This is a genomic window from Nonomuraea sp. H19 (assembly GCF_052068215.1).
Classification (GTDB): domain Bacteria; phylum Actinomycetota; class Actinomycetes; order Streptosporangiales; family Streptosporangiaceae; genus Nonomuraea.
In genome coordinates this window covers 40,222-56,580 of the sequence record NZ_JBQHCV010000039.1, presented here as the reverse complement: position 1 = coordinate 56,580, position 16,359 = coordinate 40,222, and the positions used below count along the sequence as shown (strand labels likewise).

Sequence of the window (16,359 nt, the reverse complement as noted above, 5' to 3'; positions counted from 1 at the left end):
GGCATGGCACATCGACCGGCGGTGTGCCGGTTGCTCAGGGTGCGCTTGCTGGGGTTCGCGTCAGGGGACGGGCAGTCCCGCCGACACCTGCCGGAGGGCGTCGGTCAGCAGGTCGGTGATCGGGGCGGGTGAGCCGGCGCGCATCCAGTGACCGGTGACCGACCTGATGGCGGCTCCGACGGTGGCGGCCACCAGGTGGGGATACAGGTCGCGGCCGAGGTCGGTCCCGGTGCGCTCGGCAATGGCGGCGGCCAGCTCGGCCTCGGCCTGGGCGTCGGCCTTGTAGATCTCGCCCTGCAGTGCCGGCTCGGCGAACATCAGGCGGAGCCCGGAGATCCACTGCTGTACGTCGACGTTCTCCGTGTGGGCTTCCAGTCCCAGCCCGAACCGTGCCAGCGCCGCATTGGTGATCGCCTCCCAGAGCGGCTCGGTCGCCGGCCGGGTGCGCAGCTCCTCCGTGATCTGCCGGGCGCGCTCCAGATGCCGGAAGGCGATCGCCTCGCCTTTGCTGGAGAAGTAGTTGTTGAACGTGCGGGGGGAGACGCCGGCCTCGGCGGCGATGTCCTCCACGCGGACGTCGTCCAGTCCCCGCACCGCGCAGAGGCGGATGGCCGCCCAGCTCAACGCGATACGGGTCGCACGCTTCTTGCGCTCCCGCAGCCCTTCACGCACGCCCTCGATGCTCACACGACCACAGTACACAATCTTGCGTGATGCGCAAAGATGCGCAATACGCAATTTCTGCAGGGCGTCTTAGCCGGCCTCCGCTTGAGCGTCAGGTCTTGTTGTCGGTGAACCGGTGCGTGGTGCGTTGGCTCTGCCAGATCACGCCGGAGAAGGTCTCCATCGGAGTACACTTCGCCCACGAAAACGGCCTTGTCCCACCGTTCGGTTGACACGCCGAGATCACGGGCGTCGGCATTGGCGCTGGACAGAGTAGGCCGTGGTGCGGGGCCCAGTCGCGACGACCCGATGCCGTTGCAGATGCGCTGGTGTTTCACCCGCAGACCGGTAGCCGCCGACCGGGCCATGGTGCTCGACGGCCGTGTCCTGTTCCGGGTTTCAGGGGCACGACGGGCGCTGCGGGTGCACCCGCCGTGCGGGAGCGATGCGGTCAAGCGGCGGCGCGTTCGTCGAGGGGCCGGCGGCGCAGGCGCGCGTGCTCGATGGCGGGTGGGTTGTAGGCCATGTCGAGCGTGCCGATATCGGTGCCGGGTGGCACGATCTCGTCGATCCGGTCGAGGAGCTCGTCGGTGAGCGTGACGTCGAGGCCGGCGAGGAGGTCGTCCAGGTGCTCCATGGTGCGCGGTCCGATGATCGCGGACGTGACGCCGGGGTGGGCGATCGCGAAGGCCATGGCCAGGTGGGTCAGCGAGATCCCGGCGTCCTGGGCGAGCGGGATGAGCTGCTCGACGGCGTCCAGGCGGCGCTCGTCGCTCAGGTGCTGGAAGCCGAACTGGGACCGGTGTGTGGTGTTCTGCTGGTTCTTGCGGTAGCGGCCGGTGAGCAGGCCGCCGGCGAGCGGGCTCCAGACCAGGGTGCCCATGCCGTACTCCTGGACTACAGGGAGGACCTCGCGCTCGATGCCGCGGTTGAGGATCGAGTACGGAGGCTGCTCGGTGCGCAGCCGGGTCAGGCCGCGCCGCTCGGCGACCCAGTGGGACTGGACGATGTCCGAGGCGGGCAGCGAGGAGGTGCCGATGGCCCGGACCTTGCCGGCACGCACCAGGTCGGTGAGCGCCGAGAGGGTCTCCTCGATGTCGGTGTCGGGGTCGGGCCGGTGAATCTGGAACAGGTCGACGTAGTCGGTGCCCAGGCGGCGCAGCGAGCCGTCCAGGGCGCGGATCAGCCAGCGGCGTGAGGCGCCCGACCGGTTGGGAAGGACTGGGGTGGCGCCGCTGGGGTCGAAGTTCACGGGGAACCGGGCCTTGGTGGCGAGCACGACGTCGTCGCGGCGCCCTTTGAGCGCCTTGCCCACGATCTCTTCGGACTCGCCGTGGGAGTACATGTCGGCGGTGTCGATGAAGTTGATCCCCGTGTCCAGGGCCTTGTGGATGATCTTGATCGAGTCGTCGTGGTCGGGGTTGCCGACGGCCCCGAGCATCATGGCGCCGAGGGCGTAGGGGCTGACCGTGATGCCGGTCCGGCCGAGGGTGCGGTACTGCATACGGCTTCTCCTGAGGTTGCGGTCGAGGGGTGGCCGGCGCTCTTGCATGCCGTAACCTGGACCGAAGCGGAACGTCTTTCCGGAACTATACGGAAAGACTTTCCGGTTAAGCAAGCGAAGGAGTGTCGTGACGGAGAACATGGCGCCGACCGGAGTCGACTCGACCGGCTCTGCGGGTCCGGGCGCACTCGAACGCGCGCCGCGTCGGCTGCGCGCCGACGCACAACGCAACATCGACTCCCTGCTCGAGGCAGCGAAAGCCGTCTTCGGCACGTCAGGCGTGGACGCGCCCGCGAAGGAGATCGCTGATCTGGCCGGCGTCGGAGTCGGAACGCTGTACCGGCACTTCCCGCAGCGCTCGGACCTGGTCAAGGCCGTGTTTCAGCGCGAGGTGGATGCCTGCGCCGACGCGGCCCCGGCGCTGACCGCAGCGTACGAGCCAGGAGTAGCACTCGCGAAGTGGCTCCACCGGTACACCGAGTTCCTCGCGACCAAACGAGGACTCGCTACAGCCCTTCACTCGGGCGATCCGGCGTTCGACGCCCTGCCCGGCTACTTCATGCAGCGACTCGGACCTGCCCTCGGATCACTGCTCGAAGCCGCGACGGCGAGTGGCGAGATTCGCGCCGACATCAGCCCCAAGGACCTCCTGTACGCCGTCGCCAATCTGTCCCTGCCGATGACGGACGAGGGAGTCGCGTACAGCCAACGCATGGTCGCGCTCCTCATCGACGGACTGCGCTACGGCGCCGATTCGAGCCGGCCTCGCTCCTGAATTCGAACGGGCCTGGGCCCGTGCGATCCCGGCGTGCCGAGTGGCGCTCACGACCACTCGGCACGCCGGGATCGCAGGGGTTACGCCTGTCAGCCCCAGCTCCCGCAGCTGCGCGGGCCGCAACGGCCGCCATCCGCTGGTGTCGAGCTTGGCCGGCTCCGCCTCGACGTTCACGTTGGTGACGCCGAAGAAGGCGTAGTGCAGGTGCCGGCGCAGCGCGTGCAGGACTCTCGCCCTTGTTCGGCTGCCGCGAGATCTTCCGCCGGAACGCCGGGTCCGACAGGTATGTGGCCAGGTGGACAGTCCCTCGATCACCCGCGTTTCGCTTGTGGTTCGCCGGTGATCCAGTTCCAGCTGGTGATCGTGGTGCGCATCAGGCGGGCGGCGGTCGACAGGTGGCTGTCGGCGCCCCAGTACAGAGTGACCGTGCGACGGCAGTCGGGGTTGTCGACGGCGATCCAGGCGCCGGGTGTGCGGGTGGCGCTGCGGCGGGCGAAGGCGGGGACGAGACCGATGCCGAGTCCCGCGCTGATCAGGTCCGCGATGGCGCTGGGTTCGTCGCTCTCGCAGACGATCTTCGGTGTGAGGCCTCGTGCGGCGAAGAGCCGATCGAGCAGCCTGCGTATCCAGTGCCCCTTGCGGGCGGTGACGAAGGGCTGGCCGGCGAGTTCGTCGATGCTCACAGAAGTACGGCCCGCCAGCGGATGATCGAGTGGCATGCCCACCCCCACAGCCTCGTCGAACAGCTGCGCAGACTCCAGGCCTTCAGCGTGGATCGGCTGCGAGGCGACACACAGATCGACGTCCTGGGCCCGCAGGCGGCGGGCCATGTCCGCGGCCGGCGACCAGTGGAGCTCGATCTCGACGGCGGGATGGGCTCGCTTGTAGGCCGCCAGCGGCCCGGTGAGGGTGAGGAAGGTTTCCGACGCCAGTCTCACGCTGCCCAGGCCCTCGCCGGCGGCCTCGGCGACGGCGCGTCGTCCGGCCTCGAGCTCACCGAGGGCACGTTCGACGTGATCGCGGAAGAGCTTGCCCGTGTCGTTCAGGCGGAGCCGGCCGCTCCGATCGAACAGCGGTGTGCCCAGTTCGCTCTCCAACCGGGCGATGGTACGGCTCAGTGACGGCTGGGCGACGTGAAGCTCGTCGGCTGCCCGGCTGAGGTGCTCCAGCCGCGCCACCACCAGGAACTGCTTGAGCGAGTTCAGCTCCATCATGCCTCCGCATGCATAACACCATAGCAATATTGATCTTAGACAAGATAGCTCCTGAGCCATAGCGTCGGGGGCGTTCGCACACGGAGATCAGAGTGAGGAGGAATCCCTCATGGTCACCAGCAGCCTGGGACCCGCTGCTGCGCATCGGACAAGGCCGACTGAGTGGGTTTTCCGGGCCGTTGTCAGCGCGCACGTGGTGGCGATCGTCGGCCAGCCGGTGTTCGCCGGGGTGTATCTGACCGGTGATTACGACAGCCTGCGCTGGCACGCGGTCGGCGCCGACGTGGTCACCTCCATCGGCTACCTGCAGGTGATCGCGGCGATCGTGGTGGGGGTACGGCTGCGTCGGGTCTGGCCGTTCCTGGCCACGATGGCGGTGGTGGCGGCCGAGACAGTGCAGTACTTCGCCGGCTTGGACGGCGCGCTGTGGCTGCACATCCCGCTGGGCGTGATGACCGTCGCCGCGCTCGTCGTGCAGTTCATCGCCGTCTGGCGCCAGCCCCTCCTGCGGCGGGAGGCCCGCGATGCGTGAGCTCGATGAGGGCCGCGGCATGAGCCGACGGCGGATGCTGGGGATCGGCGGGGCGCTCGGGCTGATGGCGGCCACCGGGCTGTCGGCTTCGGCGGCGCTGGCCCGCCGGCCGCCGGTCACCGGTGCCGAGTTGCGCAGCGCCGTGCCGTTGCCGCCGCCCTTCCAGGTGCCGCTGCCGGTCCCCGCCGTGCTGAAGCCGGTCGGCACCTCGGGCGGCGGCGACCGTTACGAGCTCACCCAGCGCGAGGCGAGCGCGGAGATCCTGCCCGGGGTCAGGACGCCGCTGTGGACGTATGAGGGCGCCTTCCCGGGGCCGACGATCGAGTCGCGCCGCGGCCGGCCCATCACCGTGACGCACCGCAACGAACTGCCCGTGCCGACTGTCGTGCACCTGCACGGCGGCCGGACCCCGGCGGCTTCCGACGGCTACCCGACCGACCTCGTCCTGCCCGAGGGCTGGCCGGAGGCCACCCAGCGCACGGGGCACGGCTTGGGGCATGGCATGCGGGATCCGCGGGCGGTGGTGACCAGGCTGACGCGGGACTACACCTTCCCGCTGGACCAGCGGCCGGCGCTGCTGTGGTACCACGACCACCGGATGGACTTCACCGGCCCCGCGATCTGGCGGGGCCTGGCCGGGCTGCACATCGTCCGCGACGACGCCGAGGACAATCTCGGCCTGCCCGCGGGGCCACGCGAACTGCCGATCATGATCGCCGACCGTGCGTTCACCGCCGACGGCAGCCTCGATTACCCCGCCCTCGACCCTGCCCTGCGGGAGCGGCCGGGCGTGCACGAACCCTATCTCGCCGGTGTCCTAGGCGATGTGATCTTGGTCAACGGCGCCCCGTGGCCCGTGCACGAGGTCGACGCGGCCCGCTACCGGCTGCGCATCCTGAACGCCTCCAACGCCCGCCACTACGAGCTCGAAGCCGTCAGTGATGACGGACGCCGGCTGGATCTCGTCCAGATCGGCGCCGACCAGGGACTGCTCGCCGCACCGGTCACCCACCGGCTCCTGCCGATCGCGCCGGCCGAACGCTACGACCTGATCATCGACTTCTCCGGCGTCCCGATCGGCGGCCGCGTCAGACTCCTCAACCGGCTCGGCTCCGGCCGTACCCGCGACGTGATGGCCTTCCGCATCGCACGCCGCGTCACCGACGACAGCCGCATCCCCCGCACCCTCTCGGACGATCTGCCGGCCTGGCGACGGACGGACGCCGTCAGGGTGCGCGACTTCTCCTTCCGCGCCGGGCGGATGCACGGCGGCCACGGCTGGGTGATCGGCGGGCTCCCGTTCGACCCCGTCCGCACCGACGTCACCACCCGCCTCGGCGACGTCGAAGTGTGGCGGCTGATCGCAGACGTCCACCATCCCATCCACCTGCATCTGGCCGGCTTCCGGGTGCTCTCGCGCAGCGGCCGCCCGCCGCTGCCGCACGACGCGGGCCTCAAGGACACCATCTCCCTGCGGCCGGGCGAAGCGGCAGAAATCATCACCCGTTTCGACGGCTACCGCGGCCGCTACCTCTTCCACTGCCACAACGCCGAACACGAAGACATGGCCATGATGGCCAACCTCGAGATCATCTGATCCCCGCGCACCCCGCCCAGTCCCGTTCATGAGGAGCACCACGATGCCCGCCGATCCCGGCATCGTCAGCGCCCCGCGCTGTCCAAGGGCTATCTCCTGGGCACCACTGAGGTCGGCGACCTCGACGTCCTGGAGCCGCAGTTCTACGCGAAACAGGACATCACCCTGGCCCTCGACCTGGACGCCCGGCGCGCGGGGGTCGTGTTCGGCCAGGGCGGCGGTGACGACCTCGGGGCCGACCAGCCGTCTTCGGAACTGGTAGAGAGCCGGGAGTAGCGGAGCTGGTGGAGGTAATGCCGCCGCGACGGGTTGACCCTGACGCAGGGTCAACCTCTCAGCATGGTCGGCATGACCACGAAAAAGATGGGTTTTGACCGTGCTCGCTGGCAGGAGCGCCTTGACCTGCTGCGCGCCAGTCATCACGTGCCGGGCGCGGCGCTGGCGGTGCTGGTGGAGGGTGAGATCCACGAGTTGGCCAGCGGCGTGCTGCACCGAGGGACCGGCGTGGAGGTGACCACGGACTCGGTGTTTCAGGCCGGTTCGATCGCCAAGGTGTACACGGCGACCCTGGTGATGCAGCTCGTCGACGCCGGTGAGCTGCGGCTTGACAGCAGGGTCGTCGACGTACTGCCGGGCTTCGCGGTCGCCGATGACGAGGTCACCAAGAGCGTGACGATTGGGCGGCTGCTCAGCCATACCAGCGGGATCGCCGGGGACTTCACCCTCGACACCGGTCGCGGTGACGACTGCCTCGCCCGTTACGTGGAGGCGTGCGCGAACGTGGGTCAGGACTGCCCGCCGGGGGCCGTCGTTTCCTACTGCAGTACCGGGTATGCGATTCTCGGCAGAATCGTGGAGGTGGTCACCGGTCAAACCTGGGACGACGCGTTGCGCGACCGATTGCTGGCGCCGCTCGGCCTTGAGCATTCGATGACCTTGCCGGAGGAGGCGCTGCGGTTCCGGGCGGCGATGAGCCATCTCGGCGAGCGGGGGACCGACCCGGAGCCGGCGCCCGTATGGGACATGTTGCCGCGCTCGGCCGGGCCGTCCGGGCGCGTCCTGGTCACTGCCGCCGACGTCGTCCGCTTCGCGCGGATGCATCTCGACGGCGGCACCGCGCCCGACGGTACACGCGTGCTGTCCGCGGAGTCGGCGGCGACGATGCGGCGACGCGTCGTCGACTGCCTGGACGTATGGTCGTTCATGGCGCACGCATGGGGCTACGGGTGGGCACTGTACGACTGGGACGGTGTCGCCGGCTACGGTCACGACGGCGCCGTACTCGGGCAGTTCTCGTACCTGCGTGTCGTGCCTGGCAGCGGCGTCGTCGCCGCGCTGCTGACCAATGGCGGCGGTGCGACCGGTTTGTTCGTCGACCTGTTCCAGGAGCTGCTCGGCGAGCTCGCCGGAGTGCGGATGCCCGACGCCTTCGCTCCCGCCGCGGAACCGCAGCCGGTCGATGTCGCCGCGCTCGCGGGCACGTACGAACGCGAAGGCGTGCGCATCACGCTCAACGAGCGGGACGGAGTGCCGCGTCTGCGGTGGCAGCTAACCGGCGGGAATGCCGGCTACTCACCGCCGATCGAGGCCGACCTGGTGACGGTGTCCGACACGGTGCTCGCCATGCCGGGCCTCGGCCCCGTCAGCGCGCCATGGCTGCCACTGGTGTTCGGGACGCTTCCGGACGGCACATCCTACGTCTACTTCGGCATGCGGGCGGCACCGAAGATAGCCTGAAGGAGGCGCAGCCCTTAACGCTCTGGCCGCCTGCGACCAACTGCCGCCTCGTCGTCTGCACTGATCTGGCGGGGACGGCCGCCCACTTAGGAGACTGTCCGATGCTGACCATCGGCGAGCTGGCGTCGTACGCCGGAGTGACGGTGCGCGCGGTGAGGCACTATCACGCCAAGGGGCTGCTGCCGGAGCCGGAGCGGGATCACTCCGGCTATCGGAGGTACGACGCCGGCGCCGTGATCGAACTGATCAAAATCCGTACCCTCGCCGAGGCGGGGGTCCCGCTGGCGCGCGTGCGGGAGCTGCTACAGGCCGACGAGGAAGAGTTCGCCGCGGCCGTCGCAGACATCGACAAGCGGCTGCGGACGGAGATCCGGGAGCGGCAGCGGCACCGCGAGCGGATCGCCCGCCTCGCCTCCGGGGACAACCTGGCGCTGCCCCCGGAGGTGGTCGAGTTCCTCGACCGACTGCGGGCGCTCGGGGTCGACGAGCGGATCGTCCAGGTCGAACGCGACGGCTGGATCCCGCTGGCCGCGCACTCACCCGAGCGAGTCCCGGAGTGGATGGCACGCAAGCGGGAGCAGATCGCCGACCCGCAGCTCATCGACTTCTATCTCACCCTGGGGCAGGCTCTCGACCGGACCGACGACGACCCCCGGCTGGTCGAGCTGGCCGACAAGCTGGCCGCCTACATCACGCGGATGGCCGACGAGCAGGGCGAGGACTACGTTGACGATGCCGACATCGAGCCACCGTTCGTCAGGCTGATGGACACCCTGGCGTTCGACACCGCGCCGCCGGCCCGTCGACTGATCGAGCTGCTGAAGAAGCGGGGCTGGACCGGCTGGACCAAGCTCGAGCGCGTGGACGCAACACGGAGTGCGGCCGGAACAGGGCGGGAAGCCACCGCGGTGCGGCGTTCCCGGCGTTAGCCGTGACGGCGCGCTGCACGAGCGCATCCATATCGCAGATCGGGTGCGGGAAAAGGCGTCGGTCCGGAAGATCGCGCGCGATCTGGGCCGTGCTCCGGGCGGCTGCCGGTGGCCGGGTCGATGGCCCATATCAGCCGCGTTAGCCGCCGGTCTCGGGCCAGAACGGGGCGGTGCCAGCGCTGGCCATCGACCTCGAAGGTCTGGCCCGCGTTGACCGCGGTCGCCGCCTGCAGGCGGCGGCTGGCCGCATTCAGCCCACGATCAAGCTGCGCAAGATCGCCAAGTGGAGCCGAGTTCGCCACTGCCGCAGGCTGCACCACCGGCATGGTGACCCACTACTTCCGGGACAGGAAGGCCCTGCTGGCCCACGCCAGATCCCTCATGCACCACCGCATGGCCGACCGCGTCGAAGCACTCGCCGCCCAGAGCACCGTCCACGAGAGGCTGCGCTCGGCATGCGAGCAGGCCCTGCCTCTCGACGACGAACGCCGCCTGGGGACCGTCGTGTGGGCGCGAAGGCATCCCGGCCCTGCCTTGACCTGGTTCTCAAGCTGCTGCGTGAGGGCGACACGCTGAAGGTCACCCGGTTGGACCGGCTGTCGCGCTCAGTCCTGCACTTGGTCACCCTTGGGGCGGACCTGCGCGAACGCGGGGTGGGCCGGCATGTGATCAAGCAGGGTATCGACACCGACACCATGGAGGGCCGCGCGATGTTCGGCATGCTGTCGGTCCTGGCCGAGCTGCAGCGGAAGCTGATCAGGAGGTCCCCGCCGGCAAGGTCACCGACTTCGCCGGGGAGGCGGCCGCGGCCGGTGCCGCCGTGTTGCGCGATTACCGGGGGCGGAAGCCGTAGCCGCACGGTCGGGCCAACACCGAGGAAACACGTCTTGCCCTAGAACTGTGGCTCGACATCTGTTTATTCGGACTTCCGCAGAGGGAGACTTCATGATTTCGCGTCGAGCGGCAGTGGCTCGCGTCGCCTCGGTGGCGTGCGCGGCGCTGGCTCTGAGCGTGGCCGCGCCCGCCACCGCCTCGGCATCTCCCGGCCCTGTCAAGGTCGGGGATGTGCAGAAGGCTATGGAAGCCTTGGTGCGGACGGGCCATGTGGTGGGCGCCATCGGCGAGGTGTATGTGGACGGCAAGCGGGTCGGGAAAGGATCGGCCGGGTCCCGCTTGCTCGACGGCAAGGGCGGCCCGATCCCGTCTACCGCCCGCTACCGGATCGGCTCGCAGACCAAGGCCATGACCGCCACCGTGGCCCTGCAACTGGTCAAGGAGGGCAAGTTGAGCCTGGATGACAAACTCAGCGCGGTCCTGCCGGAGGTGGCGGAGAAGGACCTGGTGGAGCGGGCCGACGAGATCACGGTACGCAACCTGATCCAGCTGACCTCGGGCATCCCTGACTATATCGGCGCGGACGTGGATCCCCTGGACCCCACAATCGACTACCGCCCGACCGACCTGCTGGCGGCCTCGCGCAAGAAGCCTCGGCCCGTGGAGATCGGGACCTTCAACTACTCCAACACTAACTACATCCTGCTCGGCATGATCATCGAGAAACTGGCAGGGAGGTCACTGGCGGCCGAATTCAACCGCAGGCTCTTCGCTCCGCTCGGAATGCGTGACACCTACCTGCCCATGAAGGCTTCGGTGGGCATCAAGGGCCCGCACGGGCACGGCTACGCCCCGGACGAGACGGGCAAGCTGCGCGATGTCGACAGGCTCAACGCCACCACCCTGCTCGGCGCCGGCGGAGTGGTCTCCACCGCGCGCGACATGAGCGCCTTCCAGCGCGCATTCCGCCAGGGCAGGCTCCTGCCGGAGTCACTGCGCAAAGTGATCACCGATCCGGCGCCTGGCCAGCCGCCGCTGCCTTCGGGCGGCCCGTGCGCCGGCAACCCCGCGTTCGCCCCAGGGGGCGGGGGCAGCGCCCCCGGCTTCACCGCCGCGACCTACACCTCCTCGGACGGCCGCCTGCAGTTCGCCGTGTCCGTGACGGTGGCCATGGACGATGCCGAGCGCATGACCACGCCGCAACGCATCACCAACGCTCTCAAATCGGTGTTCTGCCCGGCGACATAAAGCGTGTCCTGTTATCACGTGACGGGGTGCCGGAGCCAGATGCGGATCGAGGCGACGTCGAGGGTGCCCTGGTAGATCCGCTCACGCTTGTCGTAGCGGGTGGCCACGGCGCGATGCTGGCGGAGCTTGTTGGCGCAGCGTTCAACGGTGTTGCGCTCCTGGTAGCGGTCGCGGTCGAAGGCCGGTGGCCGCCCGCCCTTGGTGCCGAGGAGGAGTACGCCTTGTCGGCCAGCATCCGCGCCGGGCGCGTACGCGGCCGGCCCAGTCCCTTGCGCCGGATCCGGATGGACTCCGGTTCCAGGGTGGTGACGCCGGGCAGCAGGATCTTGGTCTCCACCAGGTGGTGGGTGGCCAGGTCGAACAGCACGATGGGGCGTACGCTGCCGTTCCAGGCCCGCCGGTACACCCAGCGGACCACGGCGAACCACTGCTCGAAGCCGAAGCTGGTGTAGCCGAGGCGTCGCGGATCTGCTGCTGGTGATCCCAGCGCGCCTCCTTGCCCCCGTAGCCCTTCAAATCGGCGAGATCCAGGCCGAGTTGCTCGGCCAGGTAGTCGACCACGACGGCCGGGGCGGCGGTGGGGTCGGCCAGGAACGTGCCGAGGAAACGTACGGTTCCCAGTTGCAGGGCCCAGCCGAGCTGGTTACGGGCGCCGTTGGCCGCCATCGCGCGCCGTCGGGCGGCGGCGTCCAGGTGGTGGAAGAAGGCGCCCAGTTGCGTGATGTCCGGGGCGTGGTTGAAGGCTCCCCAGCGGCTGCGTTGCTCTTCGGACAGGAAACTGTCTGTGGGGCCGCTCGCTCCTGAGGAGATCCTTACCTTGAACGTCGAAGACCTCGACATCGCGGTCCGCTGCGCCCACGTCGTCTCCAAGGGCGGCGCGATCGACTACGTGCACTGGGCCACCCCAGGGTGCCAGCCGACCGCACGAGCGGGCCGATCGGCGCGCCCCCCACCTCCGGACGCCGAGCACCACCACAAGCTCTACGACTTGTAGAATAAAGGCCCGAAGCAGGCGTCTCGGCAGTCTCCGCCCAAGCGCAGCAACCAACGAGCACCAAAGGGACATTTCCGGGTATGGCGACTCCTTTCCAGTGGCTCGCCACGCGATTCAGCTTCGAACGCAATGCCCTCCGATGGACTGCCGCTGCAGCTTTGGCGACCAGCCTGATGATCCTTCGGGACGGTTCGCCCGATCATCGAGTCTCTACGCTTCCACGGCCACCACCCCCGTGACTGCCGACCCGACTACAAATCAGGTGCATCAAGGTGCTGCGGTGTTGAGCTCCCTCAGCAACTCCAGCACCACGCATCTAACACGGCCGATCCATCGTCACGAGCGTAAAGGGGCCTTCATGCCCGAGCTGGAACTCTCGGCAGGGACCATCGACTACCAGGACACCGGCGGTGACGGCCCCGTGGTCGTCCTGCTGCACGGCGTCGCCATGGACGGTTCGCTCTGGCGCCACGTTGTCGCCGGACTCCGGGACGACTTCCGCTGCGTCGTCCCTACTCTCCCGCTCGGTGGCCACCGCCGGCCGATGCACCCGGACGCCGACCTGTCGATCCTCGGCGTCGCCCGGTTGGTGGACGAGTTCCTCGAACAGCTTGACCTGAGCGATGTCACGCTGGTGCTCAACGACTGGGGTGGTGCACAGAGCCTTGTCGCCGACGGCCGCACGGCCCGCATCGGCCGGCTCGTCATCACCTCCTGCGAGGCCTTCGACAACTACCCGCCCGGCCTGCCCGGCAGCAACCTGGTCACCTCCGCCAGGCTGCCCGGCGGCCTGGCCCTGGCCTTCAACCTGCTCCGCCTGAAATTCATGCGCCGACTCCCGGTGACCTGGGGCTGGATGACCAAGCGGCCGGTGCCGTCCGAGATCATGGACGCTTGGTTCCAGCCCGTGGTCAGCTCCGCCGAGGTACGCCGCGACCTGCGCAAATACGTCCTCAGCACCCCGCCGAAGGCCGAGCTGCTCGCCTGGTCCGAGGCGCTTCGCACCTTCGATCGCCCCGCCCTTGTCGCCTGGGCCGCCGAGGACCGCGTGATGCCCCCCTCCCACGGCCGCCGCCTGGCCGAGCTACTGCCGCAGGCCAAGCTCGTCGAGATCGCCGACAGCTACACCCTCATCCCTGAAGACCAGCCCACCGTCCTCACCGCCCACCTGCGGGACTTCCTCCACGACCAGGTGTTTCCTTGAGGCTAACGACGCGGCGGCTGTGGTGATCATGTCTCTGTCCTGTGTTCGTGGCAGCGCTGGAATCCGCCCTGACCCACGAGGCGATCCTGGGCGCAATCGAGAAGCCTGCGCATCGGGGACGGCCAAACGGCGCCGCATGGCCGTCCCCATCACCGCCGATCCCGCGCTGCTGACTTGCGGTCGACCTGAAGGTCCGGTTGCCGTCGACCATCCACCGCCTGGCCGCGGCCGGCGCTCGGCGGATCGTGCTCCCACGCTGCCCTTCCTGTGCTGGCACCCGTATCTGCAGCGAGCGCCGGCAAGGCACCGGGATCTGCGCGAAATGCAAGGCCCGCGTTCGGAGTGCCGGACACGTCTGCCATCAGTGCGGTCACCCCGACGTTCCGGCATCCCGATCGAGAGGGCCGACCGGTCTGCCGGCCATGCCGCCCCGGGCAGGACGTCGACCCGGTCGAGGTCCTCAGCGCGCAGGTCGAGCCACTGGCCACAGGGCTATCGACACAGCAACTCCGCGAAGCAGTCCGAAGCGCCGCCAAGAATCCCTACAACCTGCTGAAGCTCTCCAGAGATTGACGACCGGCCTGCCTTGCTCACCGGCGACGGCGCGCACAGATCCGCGACGTTGATCCCTTGATCGACCGGCTGGTCCAAGCGGGCGCCACCGGAGTAGTCGCTCCACCGTGTCCTCGATGTTCACGCGGGCTACTGTGTTCCGACCACGAGGTCTTGATCCTTGCGACTGCCAGGGACGTGGGCGTCAGGCGCCGTTCTCGGCCGGCCGGTGGGCGGGTTGGAAGAGTTCGATGAGGTTGCCGGCGGGGTCGGTGAGCAGGATTTGGCGTCCGCCGGGGCCGGCGACCACGTCGCCGTGGAAAGCGAGTCCCGCGGTGCGTAGCCGGCCGATTTCGGCGTCGAGATCGGCGACGATGAGATGGATGCGATTGCGGCCGCCGGTGGTGACGTCATTGGGCGTGGCGCGGGCACCGGAGCTGGCCGGTCCCGACAGCAACAGCCGCAGCGGGCCGCGGATGACATCGGCGAACGCGGGTGCGGCGCTGGTGTGCACGGTGAATCCAAGGTGGGTGGTGTAGAAGTCGATGGCCGCCTGGACATCGTCGACGATGTAGCGGACGCTGGCGAACTGGTCGGGTGTCATGGCTGGACCTCCCGGTGTGGGGTGTGGGCAAGGATGGGCAGCAGGTATCGGATGCGGGTGTCGATCTCGGCAGCGGTACGGTCGAACGCGGGGTAGCCGGCCTGGGCGGTGTCGTCGCCGGTGGCGGCCGGGTCGGGAATGCTCCAGTGCAGGCGTTGCGGGTGGTCATCGAACTCGGGGCACACCTCGCGGACCTTGTCGCACAGGCTGATGACGTAGTCGAAGCGGCGGCCGGTCATCGTGTCCAGATGCCGCGGACGCTGATCAGCGATGTCGATTCCGTACTGCTGCCGCAGCACACGCACGGTGTTGGGGTGCAGGCGCGGTTTGGGGTGGCTGCCGGCGCTGGTCACCTCGGCGCGGCTGCGGGTGCGGTGGCGCAGCAGGGCTTCCGCGATGGGTGAGCGGGCGCTGTTGCCGGTGCACACGAACAGCACGGAGGGTGCCGTCGAGTCTTCGGCCGCGATCGTCGCGGGGACCAGACGTAGCGCGGGATGCAGGGAAGTGCCGGCGGCGGCCAGCGCGTCCGCACAGCGCTCCAGGTCCAGGTGGTAGTAGCTGTCGCGGCCGTCGAAGCTGCTCCGGCGGGCCACGACCAGCCCGCTGGAGCGCAGCAGCCGCAGATGGTAGGAGACCAGGTTTTGCGGCTGGTCGACCAGGGCTACCAGCTCCCGCACGCGTAGATCGCTGTGCGCCAGTTCGCTCAGCAGCCGCCAACGCACCGGGTTGGCGGCCAACCGGACGAACGGCGGCGGGGCGGCTTGTCCGGACAGTGCCATGGTCACCACCATACATCAAACTGATTTGATCGACTGGACCTGCGGGAGGAGTCAGGCGCTCGCCGTGGTTGCCCAGGTCGCGATGTACGGGCGCGGGTACACCGCTGAAGGAGCGGATCCTGCTGCCGGGCACACGCACGTGTGATCACACCTCCGCTCAGATGGTCGGCTACAGAAAGCGATCGACCGATGGTTGCCAGGAACCTTGTTCTCATCGCCGGGGCCGGTGGCGTGGGCCGCACGGTCCTCGGCCAACTGCGCGCGCAGGACGTGCCGGTACGCGCGATGGTCCGCCGAGACGACGATCGTGCGGCTGAGTTGCGTGCGCTCGGCGCGGAGGTGGTCGTCGGCGATCTGACCCGGCCCGAGAGCGTCGCGGCCGCGCTGGAGGGGGTCGGGCGGATGTACTTCGCGATGCCCGTGTCGCCGGACCATCTGCTGGCGGCGACCGTCGTGGCCACCGTGGCGCGGGAGCACGGGGAACTGGCCGGCCTGGTCGGCATGTCACAGATGACGGTGTCGCAGATGACCGCCACCAGCACCGCGGAGTCGCACCAGCAGCGGCTGCACTGGCTCGCGGAGCAGGTGCTCGACTGGTCGGGCCTGCCGGTGGTACACATCCGGCCGACGTCGTTCCTGGACAATCCGCTGTTCACCACGCTGGCGGCGCGATCGATCCGGGAGAACGGCACGATCGCACTGCCGTTCGGCAGCGGGCGCACGTCGCCGGTCGCCGTGGACGACGTCGCCCGGGTGGTCGCCACCGTGCTCCGCGATCCGGCTCCGCACGTTGGGCACGTCTACGAGCTGACCGGGCCACGAACGGTCGACATGACGGAGATGGCCGAGGAGTTCTCGCGGGCGTGGGGGCGTCCGGTGTCCTATGTGGACGTGCCGCTGGACCGGTGGCGGGCCGAGGTGCTCGCGAAGGCGGGCCTGCCGCCGCACGCCGAACAGCACATCGCCACCATGGCCCGATTGCACCGCGAGAACCGCTACGACCGCGCGTCCGACGACGTCGAACGCGTGACGGGCGTACCTGCCCAGACGATCGAGGCGTTCGTGACCGCTCGCCGGGACTTCTACCTGGGCTGAGCCGCTCCGGCCGGGGCCGGCCACCGGAGTACGCCAAAAACAGGGGAATGGGCCAGGATCGGGTGATATTTCATGCGGTTTGGCCAGGAGGTGTCTTG

18 protein-coding genes and 1 pseudogene are annotated in these 16,359 nt (G+C 69.1%); 13 read left to right on the top strand and 6 right to left on the bottom strand.

Annotated elements, in window-relative coordinates; translation table 11 throughout:
- Window positions 1–60: 60 nt before the first annotated feature.
- Window positions 61–687: an acyl-CoA-like ligand-binding transcription factor gene (locus ACTMTI_RS50465; RefSeq protein ID WP_441128043.1), complete on the bottom strand. Its 627-nt coding sequence runs from the start codon at window positions 685–687 to the stop codon at window positions 61–63.
- A 427-nt stretch (window positions 688–1,114) separates the two neighbouring features.
- On the bottom strand, window positions 1,115–2,167 hold the full coding sequence (locus ACTMTI_RS50460; RefSeq protein ID WP_441128042.1) for an aldo/keto reductase: 1,053 nt from the start codon (window positions 2,165–2,167) through the stop codon (window positions 1,115–1,117).
- A gap of 127 nt (window positions 2,168–2,294) precedes the next feature.
- Between ACTMTI_RS50460 and ACTMTI_RS50455 the strand changes: the two genes are divergently transcribed.
- Complete coding sequence (locus tag ACTMTI_RS50455; protein ID WP_441128041.1) at window positions 2,295–2,942, top strand: TetR/AcrR family transcriptional regulator; 648 nt, start codon at window positions 2,295–2,297, stop codon at window positions 2,940–2,942.
- 311 nt (window positions 2,943–3,253) lie between these two features.
- Here ACTMTI_RS50455 and ACTMTI_RS50450 read toward each other — a convergent pair whose 3' ends face one another.
- The gene (locus ACTMTI_RS50450; protein WP_441128040.1) at window positions 3,254–4,156 is read right to left on the bottom strand and encodes a LysR family transcriptional regulator; all 903 of its coding nucleotides are present in this window, start codon (window positions 4,154–4,156) and stop codon (window positions 3,254–3,256) included.
- Between the two features lie 196 nt (window positions 4,157–4,352).
- Between ACTMTI_RS50450 and ACTMTI_RS50445 the strand changes: the two genes are divergently transcribed.
- The 9 genes from ACTMTI_RS50445 to ACTMTI_RS50405 all read left to right on the top strand — a co-directional run bounded on the left by ACTMTI_RS50445 (window position 4,353) and on the right by ACTMTI_RS50405 (window position 11,485).
- Window positions 4,353–4,688 (top strand): hypothetical protein, encoded by a 336-nt coding sequence (locus tag ACTMTI_RS50445; RefSeq protein WP_441128039.1) that lies wholly within the window; start codon window positions 4,353–4,355, stop codon window positions 4,686–4,688.
- Window positions 4,681–6,285, top strand: a complete 1,605-nt coding sequence (locus ACTMTI_RS50440; protein ID WP_441128038.1) for a multicopper oxidase family protein — start codon at window positions 4,681–4,683, stop codon at window positions 6,283–6,285. The genes ACTMTI_RS50445 and ACTMTI_RS50440 overlap by 8 nt, the downstream gene beginning before the upstream one ends.
- Before the next feature lie 348 nt (window positions 6,286–6,633).
- The gene (locus tag ACTMTI_RS50435) at window positions 6,634–8,022 is read left to right on the top strand and encodes a serine hydrolase domain-containing protein (RefSeq protein WP_441128037.1); all 1,389 of its coding nucleotides are present in this window, start codon (window positions 6,634–6,636) and stop codon (window positions 8,020–8,022) included.
- Window positions 8,023–8,123: 101 nt separating this feature from the next.
- Entirely contained in the window at window positions 8,124–8,951 is an 828-nt protein-coding gene (locus tag ACTMTI_RS50430) for a MerR family transcriptional regulator (RefSeq protein WP_441128036.1), read from the top strand.
- Window positions 8,899–9,165: a helix-turn-helix domain-containing protein gene (locus ACTMTI_RS50425; protein ID WP_441128035.1), complete on the top strand. Its 267-nt coding sequence runs from the start codon at window positions 8,899–8,901 to the stop codon at window positions 9,163–9,165. The genes ACTMTI_RS50430 and ACTMTI_RS50425 overlap by 53 nt, the downstream gene beginning before the upstream one ends.
- 110 nt (window positions 9,166–9,275) lie before the next feature.
- Window positions 9,276–9,527, top strand: a complete 252-nt coding sequence (locus ACTMTI_RS50420; RefSeq protein ID WP_441128065.1) for a hypothetical protein — start codon at window positions 9,276–9,278, stop codon at window positions 9,525–9,527.
- Window positions 9,458–9,847, top strand: a complete 390-nt coding sequence (locus ACTMTI_RS50415) for a recombinase family protein (RefSeq protein ID WP_441128034.1) — start codon at window positions 9,458–9,460, stop codon at window positions 9,845–9,847. Before ACTMTI_RS50420 ends, ACTMTI_RS50415 begins: the two co-directional genes overlap by 70 nt.
- A 4-nt stretch (window positions 9,848–9,851) precedes the next feature.
- Window positions 9,852–11,033, top strand: coding sequence for a serine hydrolase domain-containing protein (locus tag ACTMTI_RS50410; RefSeq protein WP_441128033.1), 1,182 nt, complete (start codon window positions 9,852–9,854; stop codon window positions 11,031–11,033).
- A 221-nt stretch (window positions 11,034–11,254) separates the two neighbouring features.
- Window positions 11,255–11,485 carry a hypothetical protein gene (locus ACTMTI_RS50405; RefSeq protein ID WP_441128064.1) on the top strand — a complete coding sequence of 77 codons (231 nt, stop codon included), beginning with the start codon at window positions 11,255–11,257 and terminating at the stop codon, window positions 11,483–11,485.
- On the opposite strand, the pseudogene ACTMTI_RS50400 reads toward ACTMTI_RS50405, so the two are convergent.
- Window positions 11,389–11,873, bottom strand: a pseudogene (locus tag ACTMTI_RS50400) (DUF4158 domain-containing protein); the annotation flags it as partial. The gene ACTMTI_RS50405 and the pseudogene ACTMTI_RS50400 overlap by 97 nt on opposite strands.
- On the opposite strand from ACTMTI_RS50400, the gene ACTMTI_RS50395 reads away from it, so the two are divergent.
- On the top strand, window positions 11,851–12,027 hold the full coding sequence (locus ACTMTI_RS50395) for a hypothetical protein (protein ID WP_441128032.1): 177 nt from the start codon (window positions 11,851–11,853) through the stop codon (window positions 12,025–12,027). The pseudogene ACTMTI_RS50400 and the gene ACTMTI_RS50395 overlap by 23 nt on opposite strands.
- Window positions 12,028–12,385: 358 nt before the next feature.
- Window positions 12,386–13,231 (top strand): alpha/beta fold hydrolase, encoded by an 846-nt coding sequence (locus tag ACTMTI_RS50390; protein ID WP_441128031.1) that lies wholly within the window; start codon window positions 12,386–12,388, stop codon window positions 13,229–13,231.
- Window positions 13,232–13,988: 757 nt separating this feature from the next.
- Here ACTMTI_RS50390 and ACTMTI_RS50385 read toward each other — a convergent pair.
- Window positions 13,989–14,387, bottom strand: coding sequence for a VOC family protein (locus ACTMTI_RS50385; protein ID WP_441128030.1), 399 nt, complete (start codon window positions 14,385–14,387; stop codon window positions 13,989–13,991).
- On the bottom strand, window positions 14,384–15,166 hold the full coding sequence (locus ACTMTI_RS50380; RefSeq protein ID WP_441128029.1) for an arsenate reductase/protein-tyrosine-phosphatase family protein: 783 nt from the start codon (window positions 15,164–15,166) through the stop codon (window positions 14,384–14,386). Before ACTMTI_RS50380 ends, ACTMTI_RS50385 begins: the two co-directional genes overlap by 4 nt.
- 189 nt (window positions 15,167–15,355) lie before the next feature.
- Between ACTMTI_RS50380 and ACTMTI_RS50375 the strand changes: the two genes are divergently transcribed.
- A complete protein-coding gene (locus ACTMTI_RS50375) occupies window positions 15,356–16,261 on the top strand; it encodes an NmrA family NAD(P)-binding protein (RefSeq protein WP_441128028.1) in 906 nt (301 codons plus the stop codon).
- Window positions 16,262–16,359: the final 98 nt, after the last annotated feature.

Bases quoted from the DNA above. Each gene is read 5' to 3' on its own strand.
- ACTMTI_RS50460 (WP_441128042.1), bottom strand. From the start codon at position 2,167: ATGCAGTACCGCACCCTCGGCCGGACCGGCATCACGGTCAGCCCCTAC.
- ACTMTI_RS50450 (WP_441128040.1), bottom strand. From the start codon at position 4,156: ATGATGGAGCTGAACTCGCTCAAGCAGTTCCTGGTGGTGGCGCGGCTG.
- ACTMTI_RS50440 (WP_441128038.1), top strand. From the start codon at position 4,681: ATGCGTGAGCTCGATGAGGGCCGCGGCATGAGCCGACGGCGGATGCTG.
- ACTMTI_RS50435 (WP_441128037.1), top strand. From the start codon at position 6,634: ATGACCACGAAAAAGATGGGTTTTGACCGTGCTCGCTGGCAGGAGCGC.
- ACTMTI_RS50430 (WP_441128036.1), top strand. From the start codon at position 8,124: ATGCTGACCATCGGCGAGCTGGCGTCGTACGCCGGAGTGACGGTGCGC.
- ACTMTI_RS50420 (WP_441128065.1), top strand. From the start codon at position 9,276: ATGGTGACCCACTACTTCCGGGACAGGAAGGCCCTGCTGGCCCACGCC.
- ACTMTI_RS50390 (WP_441128031.1), top strand. From the start codon at position 12,386: ATGCCCGAGCTGGAACTCTCGGCAGGGACCATCGACTACCAGGACACC.
- ACTMTI_RS50385 (WP_441128030.1), bottom strand. From the start codon at position 14,387: ATGACACCCGACCAGTTCGCCAGCGTCCGCTACATCGTCGACGATGTC.
- ACTMTI_RS50380 (WP_441128029.1), bottom strand. From the start codon at position 15,166: ATGGCACTGTCCGGACAAGCCGCCCCGCCGCCGTTCGTCCGGTTGGCC.
- ACTMTI_RS50375 (WP_441128028.1), top strand. From the start codon at position 15,356: ATGGTTGCCAGGAACCTTGTTCTCATCGCCGGGGCCGGTGGCGTGGGC.